Consider the following 14,815-nt stretch of genomic DNA (forward strand, 5'->3'; position numbering starts at 1 on the left):
CAAACAATATCGAGAGGTCAAGATGCTGCTATTTGAAACTGTTAGAGAAATGGGTCACGAGCAAGTTCTCTTTTGTCATGGTAAAAATCCCGAAATTAAGGCAATTATTGCCATCCATGACACGACCTTGGGCCCAGCAATGGGAGCTACAAGACTCATGCCTTATGTCAACGAAGAAGCTGCTTTAAAAGATGCACTTCGTCTCAGTCGGGGAATGACCTATAAAGCTGCTTGTGCAAACATTCCGGCTGGTGGAGGCAAAGCAGTTATTATTGCTAATCCTGAAAATAAAACAGATGATTTGTTGAGAGCCTACGGACGCTTTGTTAACAGCCTCAATGGGCGTTTTATTACCGGGCAAGATGTCAATATTACCCCTGATGATGTCCGAACAATCAGCCAAGAGACTAACCATGTTGTTGGAGTCTCAGAAAAATCTGGTGGGCCTGCTCCCATCACATCATTAGGAGTTTTTCTAGGAATTAAAGCTGCTGTAGAGTCTCGTTGGCAGAGCAAAAGACTTGATGGCATGAAAGTTGCAGTTCAAGGCTTAGGTAATGTCGGCAAAAATCTTTGTCGCCACTTACATGAGCATGATGTCAAGCTTTTTGTTAGCGATGTAGATCCAGCAAAAGCGGAAGAAGCAAAACGGCTTTTTGGCGCAACTGTTGTAGAACCAACTGAAATTTACTCTCTTGATGTAGATATCTTTTCTCCTTGCGCTCTTGGAGCAATTCTTAACAGTCATACAATTCCTTTTCTCAAAGCTCAGATTATTGCCGGTGCAGCTAATAATCAATTGGAGAATGAGCAATTACATAGTCAAATGCTTACCAAAAAAGGTATTCTCTATAGCCCTGATTATGTAATTAATGCTGGAGGACTAATCAACGTTTACAACGAAATGATTGGTTATGACGAAGAAAAAGCTTTCAAACAAGTGCATAACATTTATGACACGCTGTTAGCAATTTTTGAGATTGCTAAAGAACAAGGAGTTACTACCAACGATGCGGCTAAACGATTAGCAGAAGACCGCATCAAGAATAGTAAGCGCAGTAAGTCTAAAGCGATCGCAGCTTAATTATTATCTTAAGGAGTGAGAAGTGGAAAAAAATACTTTTGCAACATCAGCTTACATTGCTACTTCACCAGAGAGTGCATTTGAATATCTTTGTAGTTTAAAGAACTTGGATGAATGGACTCTTTATAGCCGGATGAAAGAGCAAATTGATGAAGATACCTGGCTCGGAACTGCATCGGGTTATCACAAAAATCTCTATTATCACGTTAAAAAACTCCAAAATCCGCTTTTTTATGGCATTGAATGGCACTGTGGATTAGAGTACCAAAAATATTTTCAAGTTTATCCTGTTTTGCTGTTTCCCACTGACTACATTGAGCCAGGGACAGATGAAAAAGGCGTGTACTTTCACTGGTTGAGCTTTGTCGATCCAAAACGGCAGACTCAGATGATTATGCAGGGTATTCATACAGTACATACTTCTGAATGTCGTTCTCTCAAAGGTAATTTGGAACGCAAAGCTGGTCTGACCTCAGCAGCTAAGGGAAGCCACTTTATCGATACTGACACCATTTATGTTGATGCCCCAATTGAAATCGGTATTGAATACTTAAAAGACTTACAAAACATAGATGAGTGGGCGCATCTGTTACGCCCCAATGGTGATATTACTTCTGAATCAGGTGAATTCAAAGATGAATATGACCAGAATATAAAAGTTTCCGTGAGAGTTCATTCTTTGAGTAAATACTACTTACTTGAACAAGAATACTTTTATCCAGAATACGAATATTATCAGCGTTCTGTAGCGTTACTTATCCCAACCGCTTATGCTTTCGCTGACCCCGAAGCTTCTGGCTTCATCCTGCATCGAATCACATTTTGGAAAACAGATGGAACTGTTAGCCACGGCAAACTTCAAATTGAAGACTTTGGCGCTGAGAGCATGAACATCAAACGCTTACTCGAAGCCAAAGCTGGCAACCTCAAATCATTTGATCGAGGAATGAGCTATCTGCCAAAAATCCAAGAATCCCTAGTTACCAACTAAAACCTCAGCGCTACTCTGCGCTTCCCTCTGCGTCCCTCTGCGTTTAAAATTCCTACCTCAATTCCCTGCAACACATGAAACTGAAGCCACTTACCATTACTATCCTCACCTTTTGTGTTGCCGCTTTTTCTGGAATGAAAGCTGCGTCAGCTGCATCCTTTTCAGTAATCGCCGACGGTCTATATAATGCCGGCGGTCTGAGCTTTAGTCCTGATGGTAATCTCTATGTTACAGAGGCGGGAATAGGGGGAAGTGGCGCTTGCGTTCCACCAGCAAGTGGTCAAGGCGATTCTCTATGCTATGGCACAAGTGGAGCAGTTACCAAAATTGAGAATGGTAAAACCGAACGCATACTTACAGGACTTCCTTCTTTAGCATTACCAGATGGCACTGGAGGCGCAGGGCCTCGTGATATTAAATTTGATGCTACAGGTAAACCTTATGTTCTGATTGGGTATGCGGCTAATCCGGCTTTTCGCGATCGCAATTTAGGTTACACTGACCTCGGCAAAATCATCGCTCCCGATTTTAAAACCAATTCCTGGACGAGTGTTGCCGATTTAGCTAACTATGAACTCGCCAACAATCCCGATGGTGGTGAAGTCGGTAGCAATCCCTTGGGTTTTGTCATAGATGGCAATAAGTTAGTTGCAGTTGATGCAGGTGCAAACAACTTACTCAGCGTTAATACTGACGGTAGAAATTTGCAAGCTATTACCACATTCTCTGAAGACATATTAGCTAATCCCGTCTTCCCACCTTCCGGTTCCCCGTCTAATGAACCGTCGCAAGTGCCATCTCAAAGTGAAGAGGTGCAAGCGCAGTTTGCAACCCAAGCAGTACCTTCAAACGTGGCAAAAGGCCCCGATGGTGCTTATTACGTCAGCCAATTTACAGGTTTTCCCTTCCCTGAAGGTGGGGCAAAAATTTATCGAGTTGGTGCTGATGGTTTACCAACAGTCTTCGCCGATGGTTTTACCCAACTCACCGACTTGGAATTTGATACTGAAGGCAATTTATATGCTTTGCAGTACGCCAATCAGTCGGCTTGGAAGGGTGATTTTGATGGTTCTGTCATCAAAATAGCTGCCGATGGCACTCGCACAACTCTGCTGAGTGGCAATGGATTAGAGTCACCTAGCGCCTTGACTATTGGTTCGGATGGTGCGGTATACGTTACAAACCAAGGCGATCGCCCTGGATTTGGACAAGTTCTCAAAATTGAGAATACCAAATCTATCCCTGAACCTGATTCTACTTTAGGCGTATTAGCGATCGCAGCCTTGGGCGTTGGTTGGTTGCACAAGAAGAGAATCCCCACATCTCCCAATACGGTTCGGTTAAAGGGGAAAGGGGAAAGGGAAAAGGTTTTGAATACATCCTTTCCCCTTTACCCCTTACCCTTTACCCAGACCACAAGGAAAGTGAAAAATGCTTATCCGAACCGTATTGCCACACCTCCCATAAATCTCAACTAAAGAGTTTCAAACCAATTGCGCGTTCCTCAAAGACTGGGATTCGTTGTCTTTAAACCCATAAAGTTTCCACTTACTTAACTCTCAATCTCCAAAGGTATGAAACTCAAATCACTTACTCTTACACTTTTAACTGTTTGCATTGCTGCCGTTTCTGCACCAAAATCAGCCGAAGCTGCAAGCTTAACAGTAGTTGCCGATGGTCTTAGTAATCCCCGTGGAATCGGTTTTGATCGTAGTGGCAATCTTTATGTTACAGAAAGTGGTTCTGGCGGTGACGGAAAAGATGGAAGATGTATTCCATCACCTAGCGCCGGGTTTATTCCCTTATGTGCTGGTCAGAATGGCTCCCTGCTCAAAATTGCTCAGGATGGTACAAAAACAAGTATTATTTCAAATCTAACTTCTTTAGCATTATCGCCTTCTGGAGAACAAGCAGCCGGGCCTGCGGATATCAAATTTGATTCTCTCGGTAACGCTTATCTTTTAACAGGTCTTGCAGGCGATCCAACCAATCGTGATACCGTTTTAAAATCGCCTGACCTTGGTAAATTATACAAAGTAGACTTAAGTACTGGTGGGTTGACAACCCTTGCCGATTTTGCAGCTTATGAAACTGCATTTAATCCTGATGGCACTGATTTAATTTCCAACCCTTATGCCTTTGCAATTAAAGGTGACACTGCTTACATGGTTGATGGCGGTGGAAACACAATATATTCTGTAGGACTCGATGGCAGTGGTATTAATAATGTAGCCGCAGTTCCTCAGAAACTAATAGATAGAAATAAACTTGAATTTCCTGATCTTGGGCCGAGTGTAGATCCATCTGCGCTTCCAATAACCCAGCAATCAGTACCGACTGGAATTGCGATCGCTCCAGATGGCAGTTTAACAGTTAGTGAATACACTTATTTTCCTTATCCAGAAGGTGAAGCGCGGATCTTTAGCGTTGACCCCAACACCTTGCAATCAAATGTTATCGCCGATGGCTTTACACAGCTGACTGGCGTAGCTTATGACCCTGACGGCAATTTGTACGCCTTGCAACACATCAATAGTTCCGAATGGAAAGAAATTCAACAGGGCGGTATTATCACTGGTGATATTAGTGGTTCTTTGATCAAAATAGCCACCGATGGAACTCGTGAAACAATCTGGAGTGGTGATGGACTAGAAGCCGCTTCTGGTATCACTTATGGCCCTGATGGTAATTTGTATATTGCAAACCGAGCCAGACTTGCAGGCACAGGACAAGTTATCAAGATTGATCCGAGAGTAACCAAAGTCCCCGAACCTACCTCTGCAATGGGTCTGATAGTAGCTGGTGCTTTAGGTGCAACTTCAATGCTGAAGCGCAAACGCAGCAAAGAATTAGTGAAAGCAGAGACTGTCTAATTCTTGGTAAAGCTTACAGAATAGGCTGCCGCCTCACAGAGAAAGTTGCATTTCAAACAAGAGGCAGCAGCCCAAATTTTAGATTTCCCAAACCGGGACTGGGAACGAAATTAGTCTAGGAACGAGTATACCTCATAGAACCAAGGCTTAAAACTGATGGGATTAGTCAAAAATTTGTCAATCGGCATTCTCGGTACCGGATTCATAGTGTTGGCAACAGTAGCCCAAGCCAAGGCTGTAACATTAACTTACGACAGAAGTATTGGTAGCCCCGGCTTTGGCTCTGGAGAACTCTTTGTCCCTCAAGGGATAGCGGTGGATAGCCAAGGGAATACCCTCATAGCTAACGGACGCGGTGTTAACCCGGATGGTACTCCTAACTACAACCTCGGTAACAAAATTGAGAAATTTAGTCCAAGCGGTCAGTATATTGGAGCAATTGGCTCCGGCGGCACAGGGCCCGGGCAGTTTGACGAGCCAACAACTGTAGACTTTAATCCCGTAACAGGGGATTTGTATGCAGGTGATGTTTACAACAACCGCATCAATCAATTCGATTCTCAGGGTAACTTTATTAGATCCTTTGCAAATGGAGAATTTACCCCTCTCGTAGAGGGTAGGCTTTTCTTTGGGCCATCTGGTGTGACATTTGACAAAACTGGCAACGTGTACATCGGTGATTTTAATGGCGAAAGAATCCTTAAATTCACATCAGACGGACAACAAATTGGTGTCATTGGTGGTACTCTGGGCACTGCACCTGGGCAATTCCAAGGTGTAGCAGGTTTAAGAATTTCCCCAGTTAGTGGAAATATCTTTGTAGCTGACCAGTATAACAACCGCGTTCAAGTACTCGATCCAAATGGTAATCCTCTGTTGGCATTTGGTTCAGCAGGTAGCGGCCCTGGACAGCTTCTTCAGCCAATTGGCATCGAAGTAGACGACCAAGAGAATGTTTATGTAGCTGATTCTATCAATAGCCGCGTACAGGTGTTTGATAAAAACGGTAACTTCTTGACTTCCTTCGGTGAAAATGCCCGCGATGCATCAGGTAATCCAGTACCGCCTCCAGCATTAACTGGCCCTCCTTTTGGCAACCCCCTCGACCTCACTCCCGGCAGATTTAACTGGACGGGTGGCACAAGCTACAAAGATGGCAAGCTTTATGTGGGCGATTTCTTCCAAGGTCGTGTCCAAGTGCTAAACGTAGAAGACAGAAAGCAAGTACCTGAACCTGGTTCAGCATTAGGTTTAGCATTGCTTGGACTTGGGGCTGCTACCGTCACATTGCGGAAACGTGGACAACAAAAGCCAGTCTTCAGTTTACATAAAGAACTGCAAAAACAATACTGAGTTTCGATACTTGCTTGAATAGCATTGATGCGTAAGCTAGTTCGTAGCAATAACTTTAGTCTTTATTATCTAAGGACTAAAGTACTTACTACAAAGATCGCTTGATAAAGTACTAGTTAATGAATAGAAATTTACAGTCTAATCCAAACTAACTTTGACAGCACTAGGTGGGCAGCACTCACCTTATCAACAAGGAAAAAACAAACACAACAAAGCCAACATTATCAAGGTGCTTCCAAGAAATTAATAGTTTATGCAAATTCTGATTTATTCATATAACTATCATCCAGAACCAATTGGTATTGCACCTTTGATGACTGAACTAGCAGAAGGGCTGGTGAAGCGAGGGCATCAAGTGCGGGTAATTACAGGTATGCCTAACTATCCTCAGCGCCAGATTTACGACGGTTATCGAGGTAAGTTATATGTTACTGAACAGAAAAATGGTGTCAAAATTCAGCGTAGTTACCTGCGGATTAAATCTAAACCCAACCTCGTAGACCGACTACTGCTAGAGTTGAGCTTTGTTTTTACAAGTTTGCCACAAGCCCTCAAGGGCGAGCGACCTGATGTAATTCTCTTAACAGTACCACCGCTACTAGTTTGTTTACCTGCAACTTTGATAGGTTGGCTATACAACTGCCCGGTAGTACTGAATGTGCAAGATATCCTTCCAGAAGCTGGTGTGCGTGTTGGTCTAATTAAGAATAAGTTGATGATTAAAGCTCTGGAAGCTTTAGAAAAATTTGCTTACCGAACTGCACATACCATTAGCGTGATAGCCGATGGCTTTGTAGATAATTTAAAAAATAAAAGTGTACCTGCTAATAAAGTTACCTGCATTCCCAATTGGGTAAATCTAAATTTTATCCGCCCTTTACCAAAGGAAAATAACTCTTGGAGAGCTACCCATCAACTCGATGGTAAATTTGTAGTGCTTTATTCAGGTAATATTGCTCTCACGCAAGGTTTGGAAACAGTAATAGAAGCAGCAGCCCGTTTACGTCATCTAAAAGAAATTATCTTTGTTGTAGCAGGCGAATCTCAAGCCCTTGAAAGATTGCAAAAACATTGTCTTGCTTGTGGTGCAGATAATGTTTTACTTTTACCATTGGAAGTGCGAGAAAAACTACCACAAATGTTAGCAGCCGCAGATGTGGGGTTGATTGTACAAAAGTGCAATGTGATTTCTTTCAATATGCCTTCTAAAATACCGCTGTTGTTAGCCAGTGGCCGCCCAATTGTGGGTTCGGTTCCCGCCCTTGGGACTGCTGCCAAAGCCATCAGACAAAGTGGTGGTGGAGTTATTGTTGAGCCTGAGTCAGCAGATGCTTTGGCTGCGGCGGTGCTAGATTTATATCATCAGCCAGAATTAGCAGCGCAATTAGGGCGTAAGGGAAGAAAGTTTGCGGTAGAGAACTATTCATTTGAGCAAGCGCTAGACCGATATGAAGAGTTATTTGCTGATGCGATCGCTAAAAAAGCAACAAACTTGGATATTTTACCAGAAATAAGTTCTAAAGAATCACTTGTTGATATTTGAAAATTGGGGACGCGAAAAATGCCTCTGAAATCCTCTTATTCAGATCAGCTTAAAAAAACTGACCAGAGCTTGATCGCCTTACTTAGCGATCGCATATCATTATTAGCATCAGAACAGCCTTCTTTAGATGAACAACTGGCTGATGTCGCTCCCCTACTCGCTCAAGCTGGTATTCCTGAGTCTGTTTGGGCGGATGTAGTAAAGAGTTGTCATGCCAGTCTTACCCCTAAATCTGCCACAAATCATGTCATTCCCCGACAAGTTACCATCATCGGTGGACGCGGCAGGATGGGAAGATTATTTCAAGAGCAACTTTCAGTAGTAGGTCACAATGTTAGTGTTCTTGAACATGATAATTGGGAATACGCAGATAAACTGTTAAGTCAGGCAGACTTAGTATTAGTAAGTGTTCCTATTGAACATACGGTTGATGTTATCAAGCGAGCAGCAAAATATCTTGCTCCAACTACAGCTTTGTGTGACATCACAAGTATTAAAATACAGCCTACTCAAGCAATGATTGAACACCATTGCGGCCCCGTTATGGGTTTACATCCAATGTTTGGGCCAAATATCAAATCGTTTTTGGGGCAAAAAGTAGTAGTGTGCCCAGGTCGAAATGATGATTCATTTCAATGGCTATTAGATTTCCTGAAAGCTAAAGGTGGTGAATTAATTGTTTGCACACCTGAAGAACACGATCAAATGATGGTGATTATTCAAGCCACGCAGCATTTCTGTAGATTTAGTCTTGGTGTTTTCTTAGCACAATCAAGAGTAGAGATAGAGCAGAGTTTAACAATGTCAACTCCTAACTATCGTCAAGAGATTGATATTGTAAAACGTTTATTTTCGCAAAATCCTAATTTATGCGTTGATATTATGCTAGCGACTGAAGAAAGGTGTAATGCTATTAGCTTTTTAGCTAAAACTTACAGCCGATTGGCTAGACTGGTGGCTAGGAAGGATAGAGAGGCATTAATTAAAGAGTTTGAAAATACTCAAAGTTTTTTTGAAGAGAAAATTAATAGTTTTCTCCAGCCTTTAAATACAACGGCTCTGCAACGAGATTTTAAACCCCAGATGCACACAAATATTAGCATTTGAGTGACAAAAACTATGCTGATAGATATCTTTCATGATACCGTTTGCCCTTGGTGCAGAATTGGGAAAAAACATCTATTTGATGCACTGGCACAATGGCAAGAACAAGAAGTAAATATCCGATGGCATCCCTTTCTTCTGGATGATACTGTTCCTGCTGAGGGGTACGAATTTAGTAGCTTTATGCAAAATAGAAAAGGCATTAAAGCGCCAGAAATGCAACAGATGTTTGATTATACGCAACGCGCAGGGGAGGCGGCTGGGGTTAAGCTAGATTTTGAAAAAATCCGTTTGGCTGTCAATACTAAGCTTGCTCACCAACTGATTGCATTAGCACCGACAAACATAAAAAATGATGTCGTTGAAGCTATTTATAGAGCTTACTTTGAAGAGGGTTTGAATATTGGAGATATTAACGTTATTGTTGCCATCGGTACAGCATACCAGATGGATGCTACCGAATTAAAGTTGCAATTAAACGATCGCGATGTCGTTGATACAGTTGTTGCTGAATCGGCATTTGCTCGCTTAAATGGCATCAACAGCGTGCCGTTTTTCATCATGAATAATCAAGTCAAGGTAAATGGTTCTCACTCGGTTGAGGTTTTCCTTGAAGCTTTGAATAGTACTGCACTTTTAGATATACCTGCAAAAATATGATAGTTGACATCAAGCAAAAAAATAGATTAATTCATCAACGTGTTTCGGTTACTTTTAACTATGAGATTTACTTCACCCAAAATTTATTTGAGTTGAAAAACCCGACGCTAGCGCAAGTAATTTCGGCAGATGAGGAGACAAAGCCGAAGAAAATAGTTGCGGTGGTAGACGCAGGAATATTAAAGTATCAACCGGAATTGGTGAAGCAATTAGTTGCGTATACCAAGTTTTATGGAGAGGTACTAGCGATCGCAGCCGAACCGATGATAATTTCGGGAGGAGAAGCTGCCAAAAACGATCGCACTCTAGTAGAGCAAATCCAGCAACTCATTGAAACAGCCGGATTATGTCGTCATTCTTATGTGTTAGCGATCGGGGGCGGGGCGATATTGGATTTGGTAGGATACGCTGCTGCAACTGCTCATCGGGGAATTCGCCTGATTCGGGTTCCGACAACGGTGTTAGCACAAAATGATTCCGGGGTTGGGGTAAAAAACGGCATCAACGCATTTGGTAAAAAGAACTTTCTCGGCACATTTGCACCACCTTATGCAGTTATAAATGACTCTGCGTTCTTGACAACCCTAGACGATCGCGATTGGCGTTCCGGGATTGCAGAAGCCGTGAAAGTGGCGCTAATTAAGGATGCTAAGTTTTTTGATTTTATCCACTCTCACAGCAAGGCCCTGGGGCGGCGAGATATGGATGCTATGCAACAGGTTATCTATCGTTGCGCCCAGTTGCACCTTGAACATATTGCCAATAGCGGCGATCCTTTTGAAATGGGTTCCTCTCGTCCCCTAGATTTTGGACATTGGGCGGCTCATAAACTGGAGCATTTGACAAATTATCGCTTGCGTCATGGCGAAGCTGTTGCGATCGGTATTGCTTTGGATAGCACTTATTCTTATTTAGCAGGATTGCTTGATTGTTCAGAATGGCAACGGATATTAGATACTTTATCAGCGTTAGGTTTCACGTTGTATGTGCCAGAACTGGCCCAGAAATTATCACAACAAGAACATCCTGATTGTTTGTTTCGAGGTTTAACTGAGTTCCGCGAACACTTGGGTGGAGAATTGACTTTAACGTTACTAAAAAGTATTGGCAAAGCAATTGAAGTTCATGATGTAAATTTGTTGTTGTATAGGCAAGCAATATCACTATTGCGGGAATTTTAGGATTGTAGGACTAATATTTCTCTTTACTCTGTGCCCTCTGTGCCTCTGTGGTTCAATAAATTTTTAAACCGCAGAGGCACAGAGAACGCTGAGAAATAATAAGAGATTTTATAAGTTACATTGAAGGACTAGATTGAATTTTAAAAGCATAGATTTAATCCTAAATTTCCAGAGAATATCTTACTTTTGAGAGAGGCGGATAAGCTCAAGTTAAATGATCGGAAATAACAAGAAAGGATTAGTATAAAAAGCGAATAAATTGACACCCAATCGAAAAATTATTCAATGTATCATCTGCTTGATATCTAGTAGTCTTAAATAAGAAGCAAAAAGTTTTTAATTACATTTTCCACCAATAATTTGCAGATTGAAATAGCTTGATTTAGATTGAAATGGAATCATCTAAATTCTTTATCTGCCTATAAATAACTACTAATAATCATTAATAGCTTTTGACTAATCACTCTTGCAAAGAAATTACCCATGATTTTTAATTCCCGTTCCTACAAAACCCTTGGCGGCGTAATTGTTTCTCGCTCCATCACCGAAGTGAAGATGGACACTGCTCTCGAAGATGTTCTGTTTCATTTAAATTCTCAGCGTGGCGGTTTGCTAAGAAGCAGCTATGAATATCCAGGCAGATATAAAAGATGGGCAATCGGATTTGTCAATCCACCATTAGAATTAACTACACAGGAAAATGTTTTTAATTTGATAGCGTTGAATGAACGCGGTCAGGTACTTCTACCATTGCTATTAGAGTGTTTATCCAACTCACTCCAACTGGAGAAAGTTACCCTAGACAATAATAATATTGTCGGCTTTGTTAAAGCTACCAAAAAATTATTCACTGAAGAAGAGCGCAGTAAGCAACCTTCAGCATTTACCGTTGTTCGGGAAATTTTACACACTTTCTCTAGCCAAGAAGATGAGCATTTAGGATTGTATGGGGCTTTTGGTTATGACTTAGTTTTTCAGTTTGAACCAATTACCCAACGTCTAGAACGTCCTACAGACCAACGCGATTTGGTACTTTATCTCCCTGATGAATTGATAGTGGTTGATTACTATCAGCAACGCGCATTTCGTCTGCAATATGATTTCCAAACAGCGCACGGCAACACGATGAACCTTCCTCGAACAAGTGAGTCTGTTGATTATCGCGGAAAACATCTTACCCCTAATCAAACTGCTGACCATAAAATAGGCGAGTATGCGAAAAAAGTTGAGTCTGCACTCGATTATTTTCGCCGAGGCAATTTATTTGAAGTTGTTCCTAGCCAAAACTTTTTTGAAGGTTATGAAGATGAACCCAGCAAACTATTTGAAACTTTAAAGGATATAAATCCTAGTCCTTATGGGTTTATTTTTAACTTAGGTGGAGAATATCTGATTGGTGCATCTCCAGAAATGTTTGTGCGAGTTGAAGGGAAGCGGGTAGAAACTTGTCCTATTAGTGGCACTATTAGCCGGGGACTAGATGCTCTTGACGATGCAGTGCAAATTCGTCATTTACTCAACTCGCACAAAGATGAGGCTGAGTTGACCATGTGTACTGATGTCGATCGCAATGACAAATCCCGAATCTGCGAACCTGGTTCAGTTCAAGTCATTGGTCGTCGCCAAATTGAATTATACAGCCATTTAATTCATACAGTAGATCATGTTGAGGGTATATTGCGATCGCAATTTGATGCTTTAGATGCCTTTCTTTCCCACACTTGGGCGGTTACAGTCACTGGCGCACCCAAAAAAGCCGCAATAGATTTTATTGAACAGAATGAACGTAGCGCCCGACGTTGGTATGGTGGAGCAGTCGGTTATTTAAATTTCAATGGGAATTTAAATACTGGCTTAATTCTGCGGACAATTCGATTAAAAGACTGCATCGCCGAAGTGCGAGTTGGGGCGACTGTCCTTTATGACTCTATACCCCAAGCAGAAGAACAAGAAACAATTACTAAAGCTGCTGCTTTATTTGAAACGATTCGCCGTGTTAAGCAAAGCAGTCACAAAATTGATGAATCCAGTTCTAAAAAATCAGCTAAAATTCTACCTTGTGCGGCAACTGGCAAACGCATCTTACTAATAGATTATGAAGACTCCTTTGTTCATACCCTAGCTAATTACATTCGCCAAACCGGTGCAAGTGTCACCACATTACGTCATGGTTTCTCAGAATCGCTATTCGATACAGAACGCCCTGACTTAGTTGTTTTATCTCCTGGCCCTGGTAGACCAAGTGATTTTCGGGTTCCCCAGACTGTCGGGGCGCTTCTTCATCGCAAAATTCCGATTTTTGGAGTTTGTTTAGGGCTGCAAGGCATCGTTGAAGCTTTTGATGGACAATTGGGAGTTCTCAACTATCCTCAACATGGGAAATCTTCACGGATTTTCGTTACTGATTCCGATTCCGTTACCTTCAAGAATTTACCAGAATCCTTTACCGTGGGTAGATATCACTCATTGTTTGCTCTCCCGCAACATTTACCCCAAGAACTGAAGGTGACAGCGATTTCTGATGACAACGTAATTATGGGTATTGAACATCAGACACTTCCCATCGCCGCCGTTCAGTTTCATCCAGAATCAATCATGACTTTAGCGGGAGAAGTCGGTCTGGAAATCATTAAAAATGTGGTGCGTGCATATACACATATCGAAGAGTCATTAGTCATTGGTCATTAGTCATTGGTCATTGGTCATTTGTCATTTGTCATTTGTCATTTGTCATTCTCCCTGCTTCCTACTCCCTGCTCCCTGCTCCCTGCTCCCTGCTCCCTGCTCCCTGCTCCCTGCTAACAGATTATGACTAACCAAGTTACCGCTTCCCGCCATATTCTTGAAGAGATTGTGTTGCATAAAAGGCAAGAAGTTGCACAGATGCAGCAAGAATTTCCTTTAGCTTCTTTGCAACAGCAGTTAATTACGGCTCCAAGTGTCCGAAATTTCTTAGCTGCTTTACAAGAAAATCCCAACCAACCTAGCTTAATTGCCGAGGTAAAAAAGGCATCACCCAGCCGTGGGATTATTCGGGCTGATTTTGATCCAGTTGCGATCGCTCAAGCTTATGAACGAGGTGGTGCAGCTTGTCTATCAGTCCTCACCGATCATAAGTTTTTTCAGGGCAGTTTTGACAATCTGCGGCGTGTGCGTCAAAAAGTTGCATTACCCCTACTGTGCAAAGAATTTATAATTAACCCCTATCAAATCTATCTAGCACGGACAGCAGGCGCAGATGCAGTTTTGTTAATTGCCGCTATTTTATCAGACCAAGAACTGCAAAACTTTCTGCAAGTGATTCATGATTTGGGCATGAATGCACTGGTAGAAGTCCATACTTTGGCTGAACTGGATAGAGTGCTTAAGCTTGAAGACTTACATTTAGTAGGAATCAACAATCGCAATCTAGAAGATTTTACGGTTGATTTAGGAATAACCCAGCAACTTTTAGCACAGCGTCAGCAATATTTGCAAAGTTTGGATATCACTGTTGTCAGTGAATCTGGACTGTATACACCTGCTGATTTATCTCTTGTTGCTGAAGCTGGTGTGCGTGCGGTTTTGGTTGGAGAATCTTTAGTTAAACAAAGCAATGTAGAACAAGCTGTGCTGAGTCTTTTAAGCCTTTTCTAGAATACAGACCTAACCCCCAGCCCCTTCCCTGCAAGGGAAGGGGAGTAAGATTCAAAGCCTCTCTCCTTTTAGGAGAGAGGTTTGGAGAGAGGTCAAAATGTATTGCATCCAAGCGAGAAGCGCTATATTACTACTTCAAAAAATGAAGCTCTAATACTCGACGACGGAGATAAAAGACTCGCTGACGGAGATAAAAGACTCGTTAACGGAGATAAAAGCCTCATTAACGGAGTTAAAAGACTCATTAACGGAGATAAAAGACTCGTTAACGGAGCTAAAAGACTCGCTGACGGAGATAAAAGACTCGTTAACGGAGCTAAAAGACTCGACAACAACAAATATAGCGTGGGTATCGCTAATTCCTAAATGTTGATTCTTCCAAAACTATTA

The 14,815-nt window shown here is 42.0% G+C and carries 12 protein-coding genes; all 12 read left to right on the forward strand.

The annotated features are described in order from the left end of the window. The first annotated feature begins 22 nt into the window (after positions 1–22). The 12 genes from scyB to GJB62_RS29690 all read left to right on the forward strand — a co-directional run bounded on the left by scyB (position 23) and on the right by GJB62_RS29690 (position 14,791). The gene (gene scyB, locus GJB62_RS29635) at positions 23–1,084 is read left to right on the forward strand and encodes a tryptophan dehydrogenase ScyB (protein WP_114080656.1); all 1,062 of its coding nucleotides are present in this window, start codon (positions 23–25) and stop codon (positions 1,082–1,084) included. A 22-nt stretch (positions 1,085–1,106) separates the two neighbouring features. Continuing rightward, complete coding sequence (gene scyC, locus GJB62_RS29640; RefSeq protein WP_114080655.1) at positions 1,107–2,075, forward strand: scytonemin biosynthesis cyclase/decarboxylase ScyC; 969 nt, start codon at positions 1,107–1,109, stop codon at positions 2,073–2,075. Positions 2,076–2,149: 74 nt separating this feature from the next. After that, positions 2,150–3,553 carry a ScyD/ScyE family protein gene (locus GJB62_RS29645; protein WP_245246047.1) on the forward strand — a complete coding sequence of 468 codons (1,404 nt, stop codon included), beginning with the start codon at positions 2,150–2,152 and terminating at the stop codon, positions 3,551–3,553. Between the two features lie 96 nt (positions 3,554–3,649). Beyond that, the gene (locus GJB62_RS29650; RefSeq protein WP_114080654.1) at positions 3,650–4,948 is read left to right on the forward strand and encodes a ScyD/ScyE family protein; all 1,299 of its coding nucleotides are present in this window, start codon (positions 3,650–3,652) and stop codon (positions 4,946–4,948) included. Between the two features lie 156 nt (positions 4,949–5,104). Further along, positions 5,105–6,301, forward strand: coding sequence for a scytonemin biosynthesis PEP-CTERM protein ScyF (scyF, locus tag GJB62_RS29655; RefSeq protein WP_114080653.1), 1,197 nt, complete (start codon positions 5,105–5,107; stop codon positions 6,299–6,301). Between the two features lie 253 nt (positions 6,302–6,554). Beyond that, positions 6,555–7,844, forward strand: coding sequence for a glycosyltransferase family 4 protein (locus GJB62_RS29660; RefSeq protein WP_114080652.1), 1,290 nt, complete (start codon positions 6,555–6,557; stop codon positions 7,842–7,844). An 18-nt stretch (positions 7,845–7,862) separates the two neighbouring features. Beyond that, positions 7,863–8,951, forward strand: coding sequence for a bifunctional chorismate mutase/prephenate dehydrogenase (gene tyrA / locus GJB62_RS29665; RefSeq protein ID WP_114080651.1), 1,089 nt, complete (start codon positions 7,863–7,865; stop codon positions 8,949–8,951). Positions 8,952–8,963: 12 nt separating this feature from the next. Beyond that, entirely contained in the window at positions 8,964–9,608 is a 645-nt protein-coding gene (locus tag GJB62_RS29670; RefSeq protein WP_114080650.1) for a DsbA family oxidoreductase, read from the forward strand. Next, positions 9,605–10,789, forward strand: coding sequence for a 3-dehydroquinate synthase (locus tag GJB62_RS29675; RefSeq protein ID WP_114080649.1), 1,185 nt, complete (start codon positions 9,605–9,607; stop codon positions 10,787–10,789). Before GJB62_RS29670 ends, GJB62_RS29675 begins: the two co-directional genes overlap by 4 nt. A gap of 483 nt (positions 10,790–11,272) precedes the next feature. Then, entirely contained in the window at positions 11,273–13,477 is a 2,205-nt protein-coding gene (locus GJB62_RS29680) for an anthranilate synthase (protein ID WP_114080648.1), read from the forward strand. 120 nt (positions 13,478–13,597) lie between these two features. Beyond that, the gene (trpC, locus tag GJB62_RS29685; RefSeq protein WP_114080647.1) at positions 13,598–14,425 is read left to right on the forward strand and encodes an indole-3-glycerol phosphate synthase TrpC; all 828 of its coding nucleotides are present in this window, start codon (positions 13,598–13,600) and stop codon (positions 14,423–14,425) included. Between the two features lie 81 nt (positions 14,426–14,506). Then, entirely contained in the window at positions 14,507–14,791 is a 285-nt protein-coding gene (locus tag GJB62_RS29690) for a hypothetical protein (RefSeq protein WP_159402608.1), read from the forward strand. The last annotated feature ends 24 nt before the right edge of the window (positions 14,792–14,815 follow it).

The organism is Nostoc sp. ATCC 53789 (genome assembly GCF_009873495.1).
GTDB lineage: Bacteria > Cyanobacteriota > Cyanobacteriia > Cyanobacteriales > Nostocaceae > Nostoc > Nostoc muscorum_A.